Genomic DNA, 21,355 nt, shown 5'->3' with positions numbered 1-21,355 from the left:
GATATAATTCAGCCATGGAGGAATATTAAAGATGGATAAAAAAACAATCAAAGATATCGAAGTCGCTGGAAAAGTAGTTTTATGCCGTGTTGACTTCAACGTACCAAGAAACAAAGAAACTGGAGAAATTACAAATGATAATCGTGTGGTAGCTGCTTTACCTACAATCAATTATCTATTAGAACAAGCTCCAAAATGTGTAGTTTTATTCTCACACTTAGGAAAAGTAAAAACAGAAGAAGACAAAGCTAAAAATGATTTAGCTGTTGTAGCTCCTTGTTTAGAAAAACATTTAGGAAAACCTGTTACTTTTGTTAATGCAACAAGAGGACCGGTATTAGAAGATGCAATCAAAAATGCTGCTGATGGAGCAGTAATCTTAGTACAAAATACTCGTTATGAAGCTGGTGAATCTAAAAATGATCCTGAATTAGGTAAATATTGGGCTTCTTTAGGTGATGTATTTGTTGAAGATGCATTTGGTTCTGTACATAGAGCACATGCTTCAACTGCTGGTATCCCTGCTCACTTACCAAGTGCAGCTGGATTCTTAGTTGAAAAAGAAATCGCTTATATTGGAAAAGCTGTAAATGATCCTGAAAGACCAATGGTCGCAATTTTAGGTGGAGCTAAAGTTTCTGATAAAATCTTAGTTATCGAAAACTTATTAAAAGTTGCTGATAAAGTTATCGTTGGTGGAGGTATGTGCTATACTTTCGCTAAAGCTATGGGTCATAACATTGGTAACTCTTTAGTTGAAGATGACAGAATTGAAATCGCTAAAGAATTAATTGCTAAAGCCGGAGATAAATTAATCTTACCAATCGATTCAATTTGTTCTGATAAATTTGCTGTAGATGGTGATATCAAAGAATGTGGTGAAGATGTACCTGATGGATACATGGGATTAGACATCGGACCTAAATCTGTTGAATTATTCAAAGAAGCATTACAAGGTGCTAAAACTGTAGTATGGAATGGTCCAATGGGTGTGTTCGAAATGGAACCATTTGCTAAAGGAACAATTGCTGTATGCGAAGCTTTAGCTAACTTAGATGGTGCTAATACTATTATCGGTGGTGGAGACAGTGCTGCTGCTGTTATGCAATTAGGATATGCTGATAAAGTTTCTCACATTTCAACTGGTGGTGGAGCTTCATTAGAATATATGGAAGGTAAAGTTCTTCCTGGTATTGCTGCAATCGATGATAAATAATAAGGGGAAATTATAATGAGAAAACCAATTATCGTAGGAAACTGGAAAATGAATAAAACAATCGCTGAAACAAAAGCGTTTGTTGAAGCTGTAGATGCTAAAGTATCAGACAGTGCTGATTGGGGTATTGCTACTCCATACTTAGCTTTACAAGCTGCAAAAGAAGGAACTAAAAAATTATTAGTTGCTGCTGAAAACTGTCATTTCAAAGATAGCGGAGCTTATACTGGTGAAGTTAGTGTTGAAATGTTAAAAGAAATTGGAGTTGAATGGGTAATCCTAGGGCATTCTGAAAGAAGACAATATTTTGGTGAAACTGATGAAACAGTTAATGCTAAAATGTTACAAGTATTAAAAAATGATATGACTCCAATCGTTTGTGTTGGTGAAACATTAGAAGAATACGAAGCTGGAACTACTAAAGATGTTGTTAAAACTCAAACAGTTGCTGCCTTCAAAGATGTTTGCCCTAAATGCGCAGGACGTACTGTGATTGCTTATGAACCAGTATGGGCAATTGGAACTGGAAAAACTGCTACTAATGAAATTGCACAAGATGTTTGTGGATATATTCGTAGTGTTGTTGCTGAACTTTACGGTCAAGAAGTTGCTGATCAAGTTAGAATTCAATATGGTGGATCAGTTAAACCAGAAGGATTAAAAACTTTATTAGAACAACCAGATATCGATGGTGCTTTAGTAGGTGGAGCTTCTTTACAAGCTGATTCTTACATTGCAATGATTGAAAACTTAGGATAATAATTGAGAGACTTCATAAAGAAGTCTCTTTTAATATGTATATTTTTATTTAAATAGGGTATAATAAAGAAGGAGTTTTATTAATTAAATTAATAAAGCATATTAGTAACTATTATTGTTAAACTATGCTATAGTGTAGTTGCAAGGGATAGATAAATTAAAAAGGAGGTTTGAAGATGAAATTATTAAAATGTCCAATTTGTGGAAATGTTGTGGAAATGGTTGAGGATCATGGAGTACCATTAATGTGCTGTGGTAAGAAAATGGAAGAGGTTGAAGCAGGTGCGGTTGATGCGGCACTTGAAAAACATGTTCCAGTTTTAAAAGTAGAAGGTGATTGCTTAACTGCTGTTGTAGGGGATGTTTTACATCCAATGACACCAGAACATTTAATTAGTAATATTTGGATTGAATTTGCTGATGGTAGCAATAAGAAGGTCACACTAACTTCTGATGACGAACCAATTGCTAAGTTTAATATTGCTGGTAAAAGTGGTAAAGCTACAGTCTATGAATATTGCAATCTTCATGGATTATGGAAAACAGAAATCGAACTATAGAAACCTCCATTGTGGGGTTTTTATTTTTGTCCGTATATAATAAAAAGAAAGAGTGTTCTGCTGATATTATCTTTACTGTTAGTCTGGGGGTTCCAGTTTTAGGAGTAGTATCAAGTGAATCACTCTTTTTAGTTTAAAATTACGACTAAGGTCGAAGACCACTACCACCTTGAATCGTCATAGTTTCTCCGGTAATGTAGTGACCGGCTTCGCTAGCAAAAAAGACTGCTGCACTTCCAATGTCATTTTCAGGATCAGCAAAGCGTTGCATTGGAATACCTTGAATAGTTTTTTCATATAAGTCAGGGTACTCTTCCTTCCATTTAGTAAGACCTTCAGTCATTGCTAAGGGGCAAATTACATTTACATTAATGTTATCAGGACCCCATTCAGCTGCTGCAACACGGCTTAACCCTCGAATCCCTTCTTTGGCAGCGGCATAAGAAGATTGCCCGAGTTTGCCAAATAGTCCAGCCCCTGAGGCAAAGTTGATAACACTACCATGACTTTCTTTTAAATATGGGTAAGCAGCTCGCATATAAAAGAAGGTTGCGTATAGACCGGAATTAATTGCTAAATCAAAGTCTTCTTTAGTATGGTCTTTTAACATAACGCCAGATTTAGATGCCTGTGCGTTATTTACAACGATATTAATTTTTCCATAATATTTGATGGTTTTGTTAATGACATTATTAACATCATCTTCATTAGCTCCATCAGCAGGAATGCATAGTACATTGATTTGGTATTGAGATTCTAATTTCTCTTTAGCATTGTGTAAAGTATTTCTGTTTCTCCCGGTAATAACTAGGTTAGCCCCGGCTTTAGCAAAGGCTTTTGCTAACCCAAAACCAATACCACGACCACCACCAGTAATAATAGCGACTTTATTTTGTAATGTTTTCATATCATCTCTCCTTTAGTTAGTTATAGCTAACTTATTTGATATATTAGACGTATTTATTAATGTTGTCCAATAATATGCAATAATAATATTCCCGAAAACATTTATTTTATTAGATGAATAAGATAAATGTTTTAGTATAAATCTTATAGTAAAGGAAATAAAGCAGGTTTTATTATTAGATGATCTAAGATATTTGACCATAAATAAAAATAATTTAGAGAAAAAAATAAAAAAGTATTGCATTTATCGAATAATAATGTATAATCCTTAGTTGACGCAATATGTGTTACTATGCGTGGAAGGACAATGTCCATTTGACCACAGCACGGACAAATTTTATATAGGAGGTATGTCACGTGAGTAAAAAAGTCGCAAGAGTCATGAAGATTCAATTCCCAGCTGGAGGAGCTAAACCAGGTCCAGCATTAGCAGGAGCAGGAATTCAAATGCCTAAATTCTGTACAGCTTTCAATGATCAAACAAGAGATCGTATGGGTGAAACTGTACCAGTAGTTTTGACTATTTATGAAGATAAAGATTTTAGTTTTGTACTAAAAACTGCACCAGCAGCGGAAATGATTAAAAAGGCTTGTGGAATCAAAAAAGGTTCAAGCAATGCCGGAACTACTGAAGTTGCTACATTATCAGCTGAAAAATTAAAAGAAATCGCTGAATACAAAATGCCAGACTTAAACGCTATCGATTTAGAATCAGCAATGAAAATCATCGCTGGTACTGCTCGTAACATGGGTGTTAAAGTAGAAGCATAATTAAAGATTAAATATTAATCGTCATTTGTGGAAGGATAATCCGTTTGACCACTAAGGAGGAAAAATAATGGCAAAGAAAAGTAAAAGATATCAAGAAGCTGCTAAATTAATTGAAAAAGGTAAAGCTTATTCAATCGAAGAAGCAGTTGCATTAGTAAAAGAAACTAGTAAAGTTAAATTTGATGCCGCAGTTGATGTTGCATTTAGATTAGGAGTAGATCCTCGTCAAGCTGATCAACAATTACGTGGGGCATTAGTATTACCAAACGGTACTGGTAAGTCTAAAAAAGTTTTAGTTGTTACTGAAGGACCTAAAGCTCAAGAAGCTAAAGATGCTGGAGCTGATGTTGTTGGTGGTAAAGAAATTTTAGAAGACATCAAAAAAGGATGGTTAGATTTTGAAGTAATGATCGCTACTCCTGATATGATGGCTGAATTAGGTAAGTTAGGTCGTATTCTTGGACCTAAAGGATTAATGCCTAACCCTAAAACAGGAACAGTAACTATGGATGTTGCTAAAGCTGTTAAAGAAACAAAAGCTGGTAAGGTAACTTACCGTACAGATAAAGAAGGAAATGTTCAAATGACAATTGGACGTGTTTCATTTGATAATGATAAATTAGTAGAAAACTTTACAGCAATCTATGATTTATTAGTAAAAATCAAACCTTCTACTTCAAAAGGTGTTTATATGAAAAACATTGTTGTCTCATCAACTATGGGACCTAGCATTAAAATCGCAGCCGCTAAATAGTAGCTGCTAAACAAGGCGCAATCAATATACCCAAGACAGTAACTGGGAAACCTTAATTTGTTACCGAGGTGTTAAAGAGATATATATTATATATTGACTTTGACTCTCGTTTAAACGAGAGTTTTAGTTTGAGTATATTGTTGCATATATAAAAATTTACAGGAGGTGTGACAATGTCAGCAGAAGCAATTAAAGCAAAAAGCGCATTAGTCGAAGAAATCGCTGCTAAATTGAAAGGAGCTCAATCTGCAGTTGTAGTTGAATATCGTGGTTTATCTGTCGCAGAAATGACAGAATTACGTAACAACTTACGTGCAGAAGATGTTGAATTAAAAGTTTATAAAAACTCATTAGTTCAAAGAGCTACTGTAGCAACAGAATATGAAGGACTTAATGCAGAATTAACAGGACCAAACGCAATTGCACTTGGTAATAGCGATGCTGTAGCACCAGCAAGAGTAATCGCAAAATTCGCGAAAGATCATGAAGCTTTAGTAATTAAAGCGGCAGTGGTTGAAGGTAAATTATTAACAGTGGATGAAGTTAAAGAAATTTCTAAATTACCTAACCGCGAAGGTATGTACTCTATGTTACTTGGAATGTTACAAGCACCAGTTAGCAAGTTTGCACGCGTAGTAAAAGCTGTTGCAGAAGCTAAACCAGAAGATGGTAGCGCAGCAGCAGAAGAAGCAGCACCAGTTGAGGAAGCTGCACCAGAAGCACCAGTTGTTGAAGAAACAGCTGAAGAAACAAAAGAAGAAACAGCTGAATAATCAGCTATATAAATTGGAGGAAAATAAACATGGCAAAATTAACACATGAAGATATCTTAGCTTACTTAGAAGAAGCTACAATCTTAGAATTAAATGATTTAGTAAAAGCAATTGAAGAAAAATTTGACGTAACTGCTGCTGCACCTGTAGCTGTAGCTGCTGCTGGAGCTGAAGAAGCTGCTGGAGAACCTGCTAACGTAACTGTTACATTGACAGAAGCTGGTGGAACTAAAGTTGCTGTAATCAAAGCTGTAAGAGAAATCACTGGATTAGGATTAGTTGATGCTAAAGGTTTAGTTGACAAAGCACCATCTGTAATCAAAGAAAACATTCCTGCTGCAGAAGGAGCAGAAATTAAAGAAAAATTAGAAGCTGCTGGAGCTTCTGTAGAAGTTAAATAATTTATATTTGACTAAATAAAGAGCCCTTCGGGGCTCTTTTATCTTGGAGGACATATGAAACATTACTATACAAATAATGAAGATTTAATTAGTGAACCAGAACAATTTATTTTTACTTATCGTGGTAAAGAACTAATATTTACTAGTGATCATGGAGTTTTTTCTAAAAAAATGATTGATTTTGGATCACGAGTTTTATTAGATGCAATTGAATTAGATGAGGGTAAATCTACTTTATTGGATGTGGGGTGCGGTTACGGCACTTTTGGGGTTGCTCTTAAAAGTGCTTACCCGGCTTTGGAAATCGATATGATTGATGTGAATGAACGGGCCTTGTTATTAGCAAAACAGAATCTAGCTGCTAATAATTTAGAAGCTAATGTTTATTTAAGTAGTGTTTATGAAAATGTTACTAATAAATATGATGTAATTGTTACAAATCCTCCGATTCGGGCTGGAAAAGAAACTGTTACAAAAATTTTAGTTGAAGCTAAAGAACATTTAAATCTTCATGGAGAAATTTGGGTTGTGATTCAAAAGAAACAAGGGGCGCCATCAGCTAAGAAGAATCTAGAAAGTGTTTTTGGTAATGCAAATGTCGTAAAAAAGGATAAAGGATATTATATTTTAAAAGCTATTAACAAGTAAATTTACTTGTCAATAGTTTTTTTGATATTTTTTTATTTTTTTGTTGACTTTAAAATATCCTTGTGATAGAGTATTAAAATGCCTATTAATGTTTAAAATCAAGCGCTTTTGCGCGCTCTAAAACATGTTGATAGAGAAATATAAAGGGGTGGAGTTAATACGTGGAAAACAAAATAACTGAAGCAAAAAGCAAGATTACTCGTCGTAATTATTCAAGAATTAGTGGATCTTTAGAACTTCCAAATTTAGTAGAAATTCAAACAAATTCATATAAATGGTTTAAAGAAGTAGGTATTAAGGAAGTATTTGAAGATATCTACCCAATTACTAACTTTAACGAAACATTGTCGTTAGAATTCGTAGATTGTACATTTGATGAAGCAAAATATTCAGTCGAAGAGAGCAAAGACCGTGATGCTAACTATGCTGCACCAATTAGAGCATCTTTACGTTTAGTTAATTCTGGTACTGGTGAAATTAAAGAACAAGAAGTATTTATGGGAGATTTCCCATTGATGACTGACTCAGGAACTTTCATCATTAACGGTGCTGAACGTGTTATCGTATCACAATTAGTTCGGTCTCCAGGGGCATATTTTGCTGATGCCTTAGATAAAAGTGGTAAAACAGTATTTAATGGGAGTATTATCCCTTCAAGAGGTACTTGGCTAGAATTTGAAACAGATGCTAAGGATGTTTTAAACGTGCGTATCGATCGTAATAGAAAGATGCCGGGAACTGTATTATTAAGAGCTTTAGGTCTTTCAAGTAACGATAAAATCATCGATGTTTTTGGTGAACACGAGTATATCATCAACACTTTAGCTAAAGATAATACAACTAATACTGAAGAAGCTTTAATTGAAATTTATAATAAATTAAGACCAGGTGAACCAGCAACATTAGAAGGTGCTAACAACTTATTATATACGCGTTTCTTTGATTGTAAACGTTATGATCTAGCTAAAGCTGGACGCTTTAAGTTCAGAAAAAAATTGAGCCTTTTAGATCGTATTGCGGGACGTATTTTAGCAGAAGATTTAGTTGATGTTGACGGAAATGTAGTATACCCAGAGGGTACTGTAGTTACTCAAGAAGTTAGTGATACAATTAAACCAATTCTTGAAGCTGGAGCTCATACACGTGAACTTGATACCAACCCTAGATTAGAATCAAACGGTGTGATCCAAGTATTAGATGTTTATGTAGATGATACTAAAACTAAAAAGATGCGAGTTATTGGTACTGATTTATCTTTAGATAGTAAGTTTGTTACTATTTCTGATATGATGGCTGCTTATTCATATATGTTTAACTTAGTAGATATCTATGATGCGTTAGATTTAACAGCTGAAGATCGTGTTAACTTAATGGCTCGGATTGGATTATTAGATGATATTGACCATTTAGGTAATCGTCGTGTTCGTTCTGTTGGTGAATTAATTCAAAATCAATTTAGAATTGGTTTATCAAGAATGGAACGGGTTGTAAAAGAAAGAATGTCATTGTCTGAAGTTGATTCAATTACACCACAATCACTTACTAATATTCGTCCGTTAACTGCGGCAATTAAGGAATTTTTCTCTTCTTCACAATTGTCTCAATTTATGGATCAAATCAATCCCCTTGCCGAACTTACTAATAAACGTCGTTTATCAGCATTAGGGCCTGGTGGTCTAAGCCGTGATCGTGCTGGTTATGAAGTCCGTGACGTACATGCGTCTCACTACGGAAGAATTTGTCCAATTGAAACACCTGAAGGTCCAAACATCGGGTTGATTTCAACATTAGCTTCTTATGCTAAAATTAATCAATATGGGTTTATTGAAACGCCATATCGTAAAGTAAATAATTGTGTTATTGATGAACATGATGTTCGTTATTTAACTGCTGATGAAGAAAAAAATTATATTATTGCGCAAGCAAATGTTAGAACTGATAAAGATGGTACGATTCTAGATGCCCAAGTTATTGCTCGTCACTTAGGAGAAAATATCATGGCTAAGCGCGAAGAAGTAGACTATATCGATATTTCACCAAAACAAATTGTATCGGTTGCTACTTCTTGTATTCCGTTCCTTGAAAATGATGATGCTACTCGTGCTTTAATGGGTGCCAACATGCAACGTCAAGCTGTACCATTGTTAAATCCACATACGCCATTTGTTGGAACTGGGATGGAGCATCAGGCAGCTCGTGATTCAGGTGCGGCAGTAGTATCACGTGAAGATGGAATTGTAACATATGTTGATGCTAAAAAAGTAATTGTTGAAGATAATGAAGGGGTTGAACATCGCTACCGTTTATCTAAGTTTAAGATTTCAAACAACGGTACATGTATTAACCACAAACCAATCGTTAAGACTGGGGAAAAAGTATTGAAAGGTCAAGTTTTAGCTGATGGTCCGGCTATGGAACAAGGTGAACTTGCTTTAGGACAAAACGTATTAGTAGGATTCATGGAATGGAATGGATATAACTATGAAGATGCGGTTATTATGTCTGAAAGATTAGTGAAAGATGATGTTTATACATCTGTTCATATTGATGAGTATGCAATCGAATGTCGTGATACTAAATTAGGGCCTGAAGAAATTACTCGTGACATTCCTAACGTTGGGGATGAAGCTCGTAAAAACCTAAATAGTGATGGGATTATTATGATTGGTGCTGAGGTTAAAGAGGGTGACATTCTAGTTGGTAAAGTAACACCAAAAGGTCAAGCTGAGCTTTCGGCAGAAGAAAAATTATTACTTGCAATCTTTGGAGAAAAATCTCGTGAAGTTAAAGATAATTCATTAAGAGTTCCTCATGGTGGGGCTGGAATCGTTCATGACATTAAAGTATTTGAAAGAAAAAATGGTGATGAATTACAACCAGGCGTTAATAAAGTTGTTAAAGTTTATATTGTTCAAAAGAGAAAAATTTCTGAAGGGGATAAAATGGCAGGACGTCATGGTAATAAAGGGGTAATCTCTAAAATTTTACCAATTGAAGATATGCCACACTTAGAAGATGGAACACCATTGGATATTATGTTAAACCCATTAGGGGTACCTTCTCGTATGAATATCGGGCAAGTACTTGAATTACATTTAGGTTATGCTGCTCGTCAATTAGGTTTATATATTGCAACACCAGCCTTCGATGGTTTACATCCAAGTGATCTAGAAGATATCATGGCTGAAGCAGGAATGTCTAAAGATGGTAAACAACCTGTTATTTCTGGTCGTACTGGTGAATATTTTGATAATAATATCTCAGTTGGAATCATGTATATGATTAAATTAGCCCACATGGTTGATGATAAATTACATGCTCGTTCAGTTGGTCCATACTCACTAGTTACGCAACAACCATTAGGTGGTAAAGCACAAAATGGTGGACAAAGATTTGGGGAAATGGAAGTTTGGGCACTTGAAGCATATGGTGCTGCATATACATTACGTGAAATATTAACAGTAAAATCTGACGATGTTGTTGGTCGTGTTAAGACTTATGAAGCAATTGTTAAAGGACAACCATTACCAGAACCAGGATTACCTGAATCATTTAGAGTGTTAAAGAAAGAATTGCAAGCTCTTGCATTAGATATTCGTCTATTAGATGAAAATGATAATGAAGTAGATATGCGTAATATCGAAGAAGAGGAACATCGTTTCCCTCGTAGTATCGATAAAGATGAAGTGATTGAAACTCCTGAAACAGAAGATGAATTAGAAGAAGAAATTCTTGAGGATGATTTAGATGTTGAAGAAGAGGAAGATTTCGAAGATATCGACGAAGATTTTGATGAAGAATTAGAAGAAATCGAAGAAAGTGAATCATTATAGGAGGAATAAAGATGGCAAATACAAATAAATTCTCAGCAATTCAAATTGGCTTAGCTTCCCCTGAAAAGATTCGCGAATGGTCTTATGGTGAGGTTAAAAAACCTGAAACTATTAACTATCGTTCTCAAAAACCGGAAAAGGACGGATTATTTTGTGAAAAGATTTTTGGTCCTTCAAAGGACTGGGAATGTAGTTGCGGTAAATACAAAAAAGTACGTTATAAAGGTGTAGTATGTGATCGTTGTGGAGTTGAAGTAACTAAATCAGCTGTTCGTCGCGAAAGAATGGGACACATTGAATTAGCAACACCAATCGCTCATATTTGGTATTTGAAAGGAATTCCATCAAGAATGGGACTTATCTTAGATATGTCACCAAAACAATTAGAAGAAATTATTTACTTTGTTTCTTATGTTGTTATTGATAAAGGAAGTACACCATTAGAATACAAGCAAGTATTATCTGAAAGAGACTATCGTAAATGTTTTGAACAATTTGGTCATACTTTTGAAGCCCAAATTGGGGCTGAAGCAATTCAAACATTATTACAACAAGTTGATCTAGATGCTGAATTTGCAAAAGTAACTAAAGAACTTAAAGAAGCTCAAGGTCAAAAGAGAACAAAATTATTAAAACGATTAGAAGCAATTGAGGCTTTTAGAACTTCAACAAATGAACCAGAGTGGATGATTCTTGAAGCTTTACCGGTAATACCACCTGATTTGCGTCCAATGTTACAATTGGATGGGGGGCGTTTTGCTACTTCTGATTTAAACGATTTATATCGTCGTGTTATTACTCGTAATAATCGTTTAAAGAAATTATTAGAACTTGGAACACCTTCTATTATCGTGCAAAACGAAAAGAGAATGTTGCAAGAAGCTGTTGATGCTTTGATTGATAATGGTCGTCGTTCAAAACCGATTACTGGTGCTGGTGGACGTGCATTAAAGTCATTAAGCCATACTCTAAAAGGTAAACAAGGTCGTTTCCGTCAAAACTTACTTGGTAAACGTGTTGATTACTCAGGACGTTCTGTAATCGCAGTTGGTCCCGATTTAAAAATGTATCAATGCGGGATTCCACGTGAAATGGCATTGAATCTATTCAAACCATTCGTTATTAATGGTCTCGTTAGGGATCAATTAGCAACAAATATTAAAGCTGCTGAAAGATTAATTGATAAAATGGATGATCGGATCTGGCCAATTGTTGAAGAAGTTATTCAACAACATCCAGTGTTACTTAACCGTGCACCTACATTGCATAGATTAGGAATCCAGGCATTCGAACCAAAACTAGTTGAAGGGCGAGCAATTCGTCTACATCCACTGGTTACTCCAGCGTTCAATGCCGATTTCGATGGTGACCAAATGGCGGTCCATGTACCATTAGGTGAAGAAGCAATTCAAGAAGCTCGTCAATTAATGCTAGGTTCAAATAATATCTTAGGTCCAAAAGATGGAAAACCAATCGTTACACCATCTCAGGACATGGTATTAGGAAATTATTATTTAACACTTGAAGATGAAGGTGGCTTAGGAGAAGGAACTGTCTTTGCTGATCGTAATGAAGTTGATCATGCTTATTTTGCTAAAACAGTAGAATTACACACTCGTGTAGCAATCAAAGCGTCAGCATTAAAGAATGAAACTTTCACTAAAGCACAAAATGATTGTTATTTAATCACATCTGTTGGGAAAATTTTATTTAATGACATCTTTGATGGTAAATTCCCATTTATTAATGATCCAAGCAGTGAAAACTTAATCGCTACTCCAGATAAATATTTTGTTCCAATGGGAACAGATATTAAAGAACACATTAGAAATCAAAAGATTATTAAACCTTTAAATAAAAAATCTTTAGGAAAGATCATTGATGAAGTGTTTAAACATTCAGCAATGTCTGATACAAGTTTAATGCTTGATAAATTAAAAGACCAAGGTTTCTATTACTCAACAATTGCTGGTACAACTGTATCTGTATACGATATCCAAGTGCCAGAAGCTAAATATGAAATTTTTGAAAAAGCTGATGAAAAACTAGAGCAAATTAAAAAGTTCTATAATAAAGGTAAATTAACTGAATCAGAAAGATATCAAAATGTAATTAAATTATGGACTGACGTTAAAGACGAAGTTCAAGAAGTTGTACGTTTAGAGTTCGAAGCTGATGATCGTAACCCGATCTTCATCATGTCTGATTCTGGAGCCCGTGGATCATTATCTAACTTTACGCAATTAGTAGGTATGCGTGGATTAATGTCAAATCCAAAAGGGGAAACAATTGAGTTGCCAATCAAGTCTTCATTTAGGGAAGGTTTAACAGCATCAGAATTCTTTATCTCTACCCATGGTGCTCGTAAAGGTTCTACCGATACAGCTTTAAAAACTGCCGATTCTGGATATTTAACAAGACGTTTAGTTGATGTTGCTCAAGAAGTAATTATTTCTGAAGAAGACTGTGGAACTGACCGTGGCTTTGTAGTTACAGAATTATACAATAATGATGATAAATCAGTCATTGTACCATTACATGACCGTTTGGTTGGTCGTTATTCACAAAAAGATATTTTCCATCCAGAAACTAAAGAATTAATTATTGCTGGTGGAGAATTAATTACTGAAGCATTAGCTGATGAAATTGTTAATGCTGGAATCACTGCTGTAGAGATTCGTTCTGTTTTAGGGTGTAATGCTAAAGGTGGAGTATGTCGTAAATGTTACGGACGTAACTTAGCTACAGGTGATGTGGTTGAATTAGGAGAAGCTGTAGGTATTATGGCGGCTCAATCAATTGGGGAACCTGGTACCCAATTAACAATGCGTACATTCCATGATGGTGGGGTTGCCGGTGGTGCCGATATTACTCAAGGGTTACCTCGTATCCAAGAGTTATTCGAAGCTCGTAATCCAAAAGCAAAATCTATTATTAGTGAAATCGAAGGAGAGGTTACTAATATTATTGATAACGCTGGAAGAATGGAAGTCGTTATTACTAATGATTTAGAAACGCGTAGTTATTTAGCGCCATACGGTGCTAAAATCCGGGTGAACGTTGGTGATCATGTCAATATTGGAGCTAAAATCACTAAAGGTTCAATTGATCCAAAGGAATTATTATCAGTTGCTGATGTTGAAGCAGTTGAAAACTATATTATTAAAGAGGTTCAAAAGGTATATCGAATTCAAGGTATTGAAATTTCTGATAAACATATCGAAATCATCGTTAAACAAATGCTAAGAAAAATGAAAGTAGTTGAAGGTGGGGAAACAGGTTGTCTACCTGGTACAAATATTAATGTAAACGCCTTTACTGAATTAAATAAACAAGTTTTAAAAGATGGTAAGCATCCAGCAGTAGCTCGTCCAGTATTACTAGGGATTACAAAAGCATCTCTTGAAACTGAATCATTCTTATCTGCAGCATCATTCCAAGAAACTACTAAGATCTTGACCGATGCTTCAATCAAAGGTAAGAAAGATCATTTATTAGGATTGAAAGAAAACGTATTAATTGGTAAGCTATTGCCAGCAGGGACTGGTCTTCGTGGAGCTCTTAAATCACCGGAAAGATTAGCGCGCGAAGCTGAAGAAGCAATGTTAGCGAGTCAAGAAGATATGGATGATTTAATTGATAATGACGATGAAATAGAAATGATGGAACAAGCAGGTTAATCCCTGCTTGTTTTTTATGTTAATAAATTTACTTGCAATGCTAGTTACTAAGTGTTAATATAAACTTGTCACTATATAGTGACAAAGAGCGGTTGTGAATGAATCTCAAATCTTGAATTAGGGATGTATTTTGACTCTTTATGGTAAATCACAATTGTGTAGTAAAATAGGAATTTTATTTTTTCATGGTAGTCCTGGCAGTGGGGCACATGCACTTATGCAGTTATCGCCTTTTCAAGAACTTGAGAAATGGTAGCAATGTTTTTATTTTGATCAACGTGGTAGTGGCAAGTCAGAATATGATCTCCGTAACGGCTTAACAATTGAACAAATTACCACCGATGTATTTGCTGTTGTAGAGGTAATAAAAAACAATGGGATATAGAAAAACTGTGGTTCTTTGGGTGGATCGTTTTGAGGTTATTTGGCCTGCTTATGTATAGTATGTTTTTATCAATCGTTTACGGGTCTTGTTTTTAAGCAGCTCGGCGATTATTTTTAATCATCAACAGCCAGTAGAATTCTTTTTTTAATGAAATCTTTTTATGCAAATAAAGTTTGTTCTACCGATAAAGTTCCTACAGCAGCAAGATTAGCACCAGAAGAGTTTTTTTCATTATCATCAACTCAAGAATTTGTCTTTAGCTCGCTTAATACCTCTAATTCATTGCAACATATTACTGCGATGAGCGACTGGTTTTATTGTTATTATTTTGGTTTCCTATTTGATAATTTAATAGTTTTGACGTTAATCATGCAGGAAAAAGAAAATCCGATTTGTGCTTATCAAAATCTTGATCAGCAAATCGAACTAATAAAAAATGAATTAATTCGATATCTTTTATTTGCTGATTGTGGGGATGCTGTTTTTGAGGATCAAGTAGATGTTTTTGCAGAAGAAATAAACAAATTTATAGAGGAGAAAATAAAATGTTAGTATATATTTGTTGTGCTGGTGGGGCAACATCAAGCTTATTTTGTAAAAAGATTGGGGATGCCTCTAAGGTTCCAACTACAGTGGAAGATATTTTTACAGTATTAAAGAATTATGATGAGTATGATAATAAATATGAGATAATTTTAGCTTATGGACCGGCTGAGTTTTTAAAAGAACGTTGTATTAGGGAATATAATTTAGGTGAAAAAATTTCAAGTATATGGATTGCTCCGCAAGAACGTTTTATGTTGCCGACAATTCAAAAAATATTTGCAAAGTATAATACCCCGGTAGCAGCTATCGATATGAGAACATTTGGAACGATGAATGGTGCTAAAGCATTAGCGGATATTCTTGCATTGTAAAGTCTATACAACCACACATAAAAGTTCTATAATAATAAAAATGGAGGTTGGTAAATGTGATTGATTTGAATCAAGTGATGACGTTTACTGAAGCGGCAGATAAATGGGGATTTGCTAATGGCAATACGATTCGTAAGGCGGTTGAAAGAAATAAATTCTTGCCAGCGGAAATTCGTAAAAGTGGAGATGTCTGGTTAACTACCTATGCAGCAATGCTGCGGGTTTTCGGTCAACCAAGAAAATTGGACGAAGTGATTACCTACCAAGAGATTGCTGAATTGATAACGGATGCAGTCTATTTACATAAAAATGTAGATTTAGAGATGAATTCGATTTTCCGACGAATTGCTGGAGCAATTGAAAAAAGGCAAACGATAACGGTAGTTGAGTCTCGAAATAAATCAGAACGAATTTTAATGGTTGTTAAGACAAGAGATGATTTAGAAGCATTTATGAATACTTTAAAGCGTTATTTAGATTCAGTAGATATAAAATTAAAGAAAGAGTAAAAACTGTTTAAATATAAAAAGCGTTTAAATGGTTTTTATTTTGTTTATTAATGATATAATCAATTTTTTAAAAAAAAAACAAATAAAATTATTGACATATTTATATTTTTGTAATAATATGAACTACGGTGCCCGCATAGGGGCGCGTTGTTTATTACGAAATATGAAACACCCGGAATCGTGTGCTTAAGTATGGAAGAAAGGAGAACAAGGAATGCCTACAATTAATCAATTAGTTAGACAAGGTCGTAACGACAAAACTACAAAATCAAAATCACCAGCGTTAAACAGAGGTTTTAACTCATTAGCTAAGAAACCAACAACAACTAATTCACCTCAAAAACGTGGTGTTTGTACACGTGTTGCTACTATGACACCTAAAAAACCTAACTCGGCTTTACGTAAATATGCCCGTGTTAGATTATCAAATGGAATGGAAGTAACTGCATATATCCCAGGAATTGGACACAACTTACAAGAACATAGTGTTGTTTTAATTCGTGGTGGTCGTGTTAAAGATTTACCAGGGGTTCGTTATCACATCGTACGTGGTACAATGGACTGTGCTGGTGTTAATGATCGTAAACAAGGCCGTTCAAGATACGGTGCTAAAAAACCAAAAGCTTAAGAAAAATCAAGTATAGGAGGAAAATTAAATGGCAAGAAAAGGTCAAGTTGCTAAAAGAGACGTTCTACCTGATCCAGTGTACAATTCTAAAACTGTATCTAAATTAATCAACAACATTATGCTTGATGGTAAAAAAGGTGTTGCTCAAAACATCTTATATGATGCATTTAAAAAAGTAGAAGAGAAAACTGGAAACCCAGCAATGGAAGTTTTTGATCAAGCAATCAACAACATTATGCCAGTTCTTGAACTTAAAGTTAGACGTATTGGTGGGGCTAACTACCAAGTACCAGTAGAAGTATCTGGTGAAAGAAGAATGACTTTAGGGTTAAGATGGTTAGTGAACTATTCTCGTTTAAGAAACGAAAATACAATGGTTGATCGTTTAGCTAACGAAATTATTGATGCTTCTAACGGAGCTGGTGCTTCTGTTAAGAAGAAAGAAGATACTCATAAAATGGCAGAAGCTAATAAAGCATTTGCTCATTTCCGTTGGTAATATCCAACAAATGATAACGAAAGGAGAAAAATTATGTCTCGTGAATTCTCATTAGAGAAAACTCGTAATATCGGAATCATGGCTCATATCGATGCTGGTAAAACAACAACTACTGAACGTGTCCTTTATTACACAGGTAAGATTCATAAAATTGGAGAAACACATGAAGGTGCTTCTCAAATGGACTGGATGGAACAAGAACAAGAACGTGGTATTACAATCACTTCTGCAGCAACAACTGCACAATGGAATGGATACCGTGTTAATATCATCGATACACCGGGCCATGTAGACTTCACTGTAGAAGTTGAACGTTCATTACGTGTATTAGATGGTGCGGTTACTGTATTAGACTCAAAAGCAGGTGTTGAACCTCAAACTGAAACAGTTTGGCGTCAAGCAACTACTTATGGAGTACCACGTATTGTATTCTGTAATAAAATGGATGCTACTGGTGCTGACTTCATTATGTCTTTAGAATCTTTAGAAAAAAGATTAGGGGTACATGGTGTTGCACTTCAATTACCAATCGGTGCTGAAGATACTTTCGAAGGAATCATCGACTTAATTAAGATGAAAGCTGTTTACTTCGAAGGGACTAAAGGTGAAAACGTAATTTACAAAGATATCCCTGAGGAATATTTAGATCAAGCAAACGAATATCATGCTAAAATGTTAGATGCTGCTGCATCTTATGATGATGATCTAATGATGAAAGTTTTAGAAGAAGAAGAACCAACTGAAGAAGAAGTTAAAGCTGCTATCCGTAAAGGTGTATTGGCTGTAGAATTATTCCCAGTATTATGTGGTTCTGCTTATAAAGACAAAGGGGTTCAACCAATGTTAGATGCAGTTATTGATTTCTTACCTGCTCCTACTGATATTCCTTCAATTAAGGGGATTGATGAAGATGGTAATGAAATTGAAAAACATGCTTCAGACGAAGAACCGTTTGCTGCATTAGCGTTCAAAATTATGGCTGACCCATTTGTAGGAAGATTAACTTTCTTCCGTGTATATTCAGGAACTGTTGATTCTGGATCGTATGTATTAAATTCAACAAAAGATAAGAAAGAACGTTTAGGACGTATTCTTCAAATGCATGCCAATAAACGTAATGAAATCCAAACAGTTTATGCTGGGGATATCGCAGCTGCTGTAGGGTTTAAAAATACAACTACTGGGGATACTATCTGTGACGAAAAGAATTTCGTTATTCTTGAAAAAATGGAATTCCCTGAACCAGTTATTGAACTTGCTATTGAACCAAAAACAAAACAAGATCAAGATAAATTAGGTGTTGGATTATCTAAATTAGCTGAAGAAGATCCAACTTTCAGAACATTTACAAACCCTGAAACTGGTGATACAGTTATCGCAGGTATGGGTGAATTACACTTAGATGTAATCGTTGACCGTTTAAGAAGAGAATACAAAGTAGAAGCTAACGTAGGTGCTCCACAAGTAGCTTATCGTGAAACAATCAAAACAGCTGCTGAATGTGAAGGTAAATATGTTAAACAATCTGGTGGTCGTGGACAATACGGTCACGTATGGATCAAATTTGAACCTAATGAAGGTAAAGGATTTGAATTCGTTGATGCTATCGTTGGGGGATCTGTTCCAAGAGAATACATTAACTCTGTTAAAGTAGGTCTTGAAGATGCTCTTGCAACTGGGATGATTGCTGGATATCCAGTATTAGATGTTAAAGCGACATTATTTGATGGTTCTTACCATGATGTCGATTCATCAGAAATGGCATATAAAGTTGCTGCAAGTATGGCATTAAAAGCTGCTGGTAAAAAATGTGATCCAGTTATCTTAGAGCCAATCATGGCTGTAGAAGTAACTGCACCTGCTGAATACTTAGGTAGTGTAATGGGTGACGTATCTTCACGTCGTGGTATGATCGAAGGACAAGAAGAAAGAGGAAATGCTGTTACAGTGCAAGCTAGTATTCCTTTATCAGAAATGTTCGGATATGCTACTGATTTAAGATCATTTACACAAGGTCGTGGTAACTACACAATGATCTTCGATCGTTATGAACCAGTACCTAAATCTATTAGAGAAGAAATTATTAAGAAAAACGGTGGAAACAACTAGTATCCAATCAAAATCTTATTGATTTTTTCAACTAAATAAATTAGAATGTATATGTACAAAAATATAAACTAGGAGGAACCTTAAATGGCTAAGGAAAAATTTGACCGCTCAAAAGCGCATGTAAATATCGGAACTATTGGTCACGTTGACCATGGTAAAACAACTTTAACTGCTGCTATTACAACAGTATTATCAAAAGATGGACAAGCTCAAGCAATGGATTATGCTGCTATCGATGCTGCTCCAGAAGAAAAAGAACGTGGTATCACAATCAACACTGCACACGTTGAATACCAAACTGCAACTCGTCACTATGCACACGTTGACTGTCCAGGCCATGCTGACTACATCAAAAACATGATCACTGGTGCTGCACAAATGGACGGTGCTATCTTAGTAGTTGCTGCTACAGATGGACCAATGCCTCAAACAAGAGAACATATCTTATTATCTCGTCAAGTAGGTGTACCTTACATCATTGTATTCTTAAATAAATGTGATATGGTTGATGACGAAGAATTATTAGACTTAGTAGAAATGGAAGTTCGTGAATTATTAAATGAATATGACTTCCCAGGTGATGACACTCCAGTTATCCGTGGTTCTGCTTTAAAAGCTTTAGAAGGAGATCCAAAATGGGTTCCAGCTATTCATGAATTAATGGAAGCTGTTGATTCTTATATTCCAACTCCAACTAGAGATACTGATAAACCATTCTTAATGCCAGTTGAAGACGTATTCACAATCACTGGACGTGGTACAGTTGCTACTGGACGTGTTGAACGTGGACAATTAAACTTAAATGACCCACTTGAAATCGTTGGTATTCATGAAACTAAAAACACTGTTGCTACAGGTATCGAAATGTTCCGTAAGTTATTAGATTACGCTGAATCTGGAGATAACGTAGGGGTTTTATTAAGAGGTGTTAACCGTGAAGAAATTCAACGTGGACAAGTATTAGCTAAACCTGGATCAGTTAATCCACACAAAAAATTCAAATCTCAAGTGTATATCTTAAGTAAAGATGAAGGTGGACGTCATACTCCTTTCTTCGCTAACTATAGACCACAATTCTACTTCAGAACTACTGACGTAACTGGTGTTATTGAATTACCAGAAGGTGTAGAAATGGTTATGCCTGGGGATAACGTTGAATTAACTGTAGAATTAATTGCTCCAATTGCAATTGAAAAAGGAACTAAATTCTCAATCCGTGAAGGTGGTAGAACTGTAGGTTCTGGAAATATCTCTGATATTATTGAATAATAATTACAGAAATTTGGAAAGTCACATTAGTGGCTTTCTTTTTTTACATTTTGAAAATAATTGAAACCGCTTGAAAAGCACCCTTCACTTAGGTATAATATAAGAGCAGATATAAATCTGAAAATTCATTGTTATAAGGAGATATCAAAATGGATGAACAAGAACAAATCGTAATTAACCTAATTGTAAACAGTGGTAGTGCTCGTAGCTCTGCAATTGAAGCAATTCAATATGCAAAAGCTGGTGACTTAGCAAAAGCTGATGAATCATTACAACAAGCTAAAGAAACAGTAAACGAAGCTCATCATTCTCAAACAGAATTAATTCAAGCTGAAATTCGTGGAGAAAAAGCACCATTAAACTTATTAATGGTACATGCTCAAGACCACTTAATGACTGCTTTGGTAGTTATTGACTTAGCTCAAGAATTTATTGATGTTTACAAAAAAATCGGGTAATTTTACTAGTTAGGTGAATAAATACCATTCCTTTTTGAAGGAGTGGTATTTTTTTACAAAAAAAGACAAAAAAGGCTTTACAAGACAAAAGGGATATGGTAAATTAAATAGGCACTCGAGGAAAGGGACGTAAGGACCGGAGAGAAAAAGCAAAAAAAGTTAAAAAAAAGATTGACTAAAAAGCGAAAAGAGTGTAAGATATTCAAGTCGGCAAAAGAAGCCGGAGAGATCATTGAAAACTAAACAGAATTAAGAAACACACGTCAATATCCAGAAGGAT

Annotated in this window: 19 protein-coding genes and 1 other annotated feature; of the genes, 18 read left to right on the top strand and 1 reads right to left on the bottom strand. The window is 35.0% G+C overall.

Annotated features, from left to right (window positions below):
• Positions 1-31: 31 nt before the first annotated feature.
• The 3 genes from KTF99_RS14535 to KTF99_RS14525 all read left to right on the top strand — a co-directional run bounded on the left by KTF99_RS14535 (position 32) and on the right by KTF99_RS14525 (position 2,535).
• Positions 32-1,216 carry a phosphoglycerate kinase gene (locus tag KTF99_RS14535; RefSeq protein ID WP_003539635.1) on the top strand — a complete coding sequence of 395 codons (1,185 nt, stop codon included), beginning with the start codon at positions 32-34 and terminating at the stop codon, positions 1,214-1,216.
• 15 nt (positions 1,217-1,231) lie between these two features.
• Entirely contained in the window at positions 1,232-1,975 is a 744-nt protein-coding gene (tpiA, locus tag KTF99_RS14530; RefSeq protein ID WP_003539636.1) for a triose-phosphate isomerase, read from the top strand.
• Between the two features lie 176 nt (positions 1,976-2,151).
• Entirely contained in the window at positions 2,152-2,535 is a 384-nt protein-coding gene (locus KTF99_RS14525) for a desulfoferrodoxin family protein (RefSeq protein ID WP_003539637.1), read from the top strand.
• A 145-nt stretch (positions 2,536-2,680) separates the two neighbouring features.
• Here the strand turns inward: KTF99_RS14525 and KTF99_RS14520 are convergent, their stop codons facing one another.
• Entirely contained in the window at positions 2,681-3,442 is a 762-nt protein-coding gene (locus KTF99_RS14520) for an SDR family NAD(P)-dependent oxidoreductase (RefSeq protein WP_008792706.1), read from the bottom strand.
• Between the two features lie 356 nt (positions 3,443-3,798).
• Here KTF99_RS14520 and rplK point away from each other — a divergent pair, with 356 nt between their 5' ends.
• The 15 genes from rplK to KTF99_RS14445 all read left to right on the top strand — a co-directional run bounded on the left by rplK (position 3,799) and on the right by KTF99_RS14445 (position 21,075).
• A complete protein-coding gene (gene rplK, locus KTF99_RS14515) occupies positions 3,799-4,212 on the top strand; it encodes a 50S ribosomal protein L11 (protein ID WP_003539639.1) in 414 nt (137 codons plus the stop codon).
• Positions 4,213-4,279: 67 nt separating this feature from the next.
• Entirely contained in the window at positions 4,280-4,966 is a 687-nt protein-coding gene (gene rplA / locus KTF99_RS14510; protein WP_003539640.1) for a 50S ribosomal protein L1, read from the top strand.
• Positions 4,967-4,977: 11 nt separating this feature from the next.
• Positions 4,978-5,102, top strand: a sequence feature (ribosomal protein L10 leader region).
• Between the two features lie 37 nt (positions 5,103-5,139).
• The gene (rplJ, locus tag KTF99_RS14505) at positions 5,140-5,739 is read left to right on the top strand and encodes a 50S ribosomal protein L10 (RefSeq protein ID WP_029482329.1); all 600 of its coding nucleotides are present in this window, start codon (positions 5,140-5,142) and stop codon (positions 5,737-5,739) included.
• A 29-nt stretch (positions 5,740-5,768) separates the two neighbouring features.
• A complete protein-coding gene (gene rplL, locus KTF99_RS14500) occupies positions 5,769-6,140 on the top strand; it encodes a 50S ribosomal protein L7/L12 (RefSeq protein ID WP_003539642.1) in 372 nt (123 codons plus the stop codon).
• A 54-nt stretch (positions 6,141-6,194) separates the two neighbouring features.
• Complete coding sequence (locus KTF99_RS14495) at positions 6,195-6,788, top strand: class I SAM-dependent methyltransferase (protein WP_003539643.1); 594 nt, start codon at positions 6,195-6,197, stop codon at positions 6,786-6,788.
• Positions 6,789-6,949: 161 nt separating this feature from the next.
• Positions 6,950-10,621, top strand: coding sequence for a DNA-directed RNA polymerase subunit beta (rpoB, locus tag KTF99_RS14490; protein ID WP_029482331.1), 3,672 nt, complete (start codon positions 6,950-6,952; stop codon positions 10,619-10,621).
• 11 nt (positions 10,622-10,632) lie between these two features.
• On the top strand, positions 10,633-14,301 hold the full coding sequence (gene rpoC, locus KTF99_RS14485; RefSeq protein WP_009008932.1) for a DNA-directed RNA polymerase subunit beta': 3,669 nt from the start codon (positions 10,633-10,635) through the stop codon (positions 14,299-14,301).
• Positions 14,302-14,833: 532 nt separating this feature from the next.
• Positions 14,834-15,238, top strand: a complete 405-nt coding sequence (locus KTF99_RS14480; protein ID WP_009008933.1) for a hypothetical protein — start codon at positions 14,834-14,836, stop codon at positions 15,236-15,238.
• Positions 15,232-15,603: a PTS sugar transporter subunit IIB gene (locus KTF99_RS14475; RefSeq protein ID WP_003539651.1), complete on the top strand. Its 372-nt coding sequence runs from the start codon at positions 15,232-15,234 to the stop codon at positions 15,601-15,603. The genes KTF99_RS14480 and KTF99_RS14475 overlap by 7 nt, the downstream gene beginning before the upstream one ends.
• 56 nt (positions 15,604-15,659) lie before the next feature.
• Entirely contained in the window at positions 15,660-16,112 is a 453-nt protein-coding gene (locus tag KTF99_RS14470; protein WP_003539652.1) for a helix-turn-helix domain-containing protein, read from the top strand.
• A gap of 214 nt (positions 16,113-16,326) precedes the next feature.
• Positions 16,327-16,740 carry a 30S ribosomal protein S12 gene (rpsL, locus tag KTF99_RS14465; protein ID WP_003539653.1) on the top strand — a complete coding sequence of 138 codons (414 nt, stop codon included), beginning with the start codon at positions 16,327-16,329 and terminating at the stop codon, positions 16,738-16,740.
• 28 nt (positions 16,741-16,768) lie between these two features.
• On the top strand, positions 16,769-17,239 hold the full coding sequence (gene rpsG, locus KTF99_RS14460) for a 30S ribosomal protein S7 (protein WP_003539656.1): 471 nt from the start codon (positions 16,769-16,771) through the stop codon (positions 17,237-17,239).
• Between the two features lie 33 nt (positions 17,240-17,272).
• Positions 17,273-19,348, top strand: coding sequence for an elongation factor G (fusA, locus tag KTF99_RS14455; protein ID WP_003539659.1), 2,076 nt, complete (start codon positions 17,273-17,275; stop codon positions 19,346-19,348).
• A gap of 84 nt (positions 19,349-19,432) precedes the next feature.
• Positions 19,433-20,617 (top strand): elongation factor Tu, encoded by a 1,185-nt coding sequence (gene tuf / locus KTF99_RS14450; protein ID WP_003539660.1) that lies wholly within the window; start codon positions 19,433-19,435, stop codon positions 20,615-20,617.
• 149 nt (positions 20,618-20,766) lie between these two features.
• Entirely contained in the window at positions 20,767-21,075 is a 309-nt protein-coding gene (locus KTF99_RS14445; RefSeq protein ID WP_003539662.1) for a PTS lactose/cellobiose transporter subunit IIA, read from the top strand.
• Positions 21,076-21,355: the final 280 nt, after the last annotated feature.

The sequence above is a fragment of the Erysipelatoclostridium sp. MSK.7.34 genome (assembly GCF_019041935.1).
GTDB lineage: Bacteria > Bacillota_I > Bacilli_A > Erysipelotrichales > Coprobacillaceae > Thomasclavelia > Thomasclavelia ramosa.
Note: the sequence above shows the minus strand (reverse complement) of the source record. Positions and strands in the feature narration are given on the sequence as shown.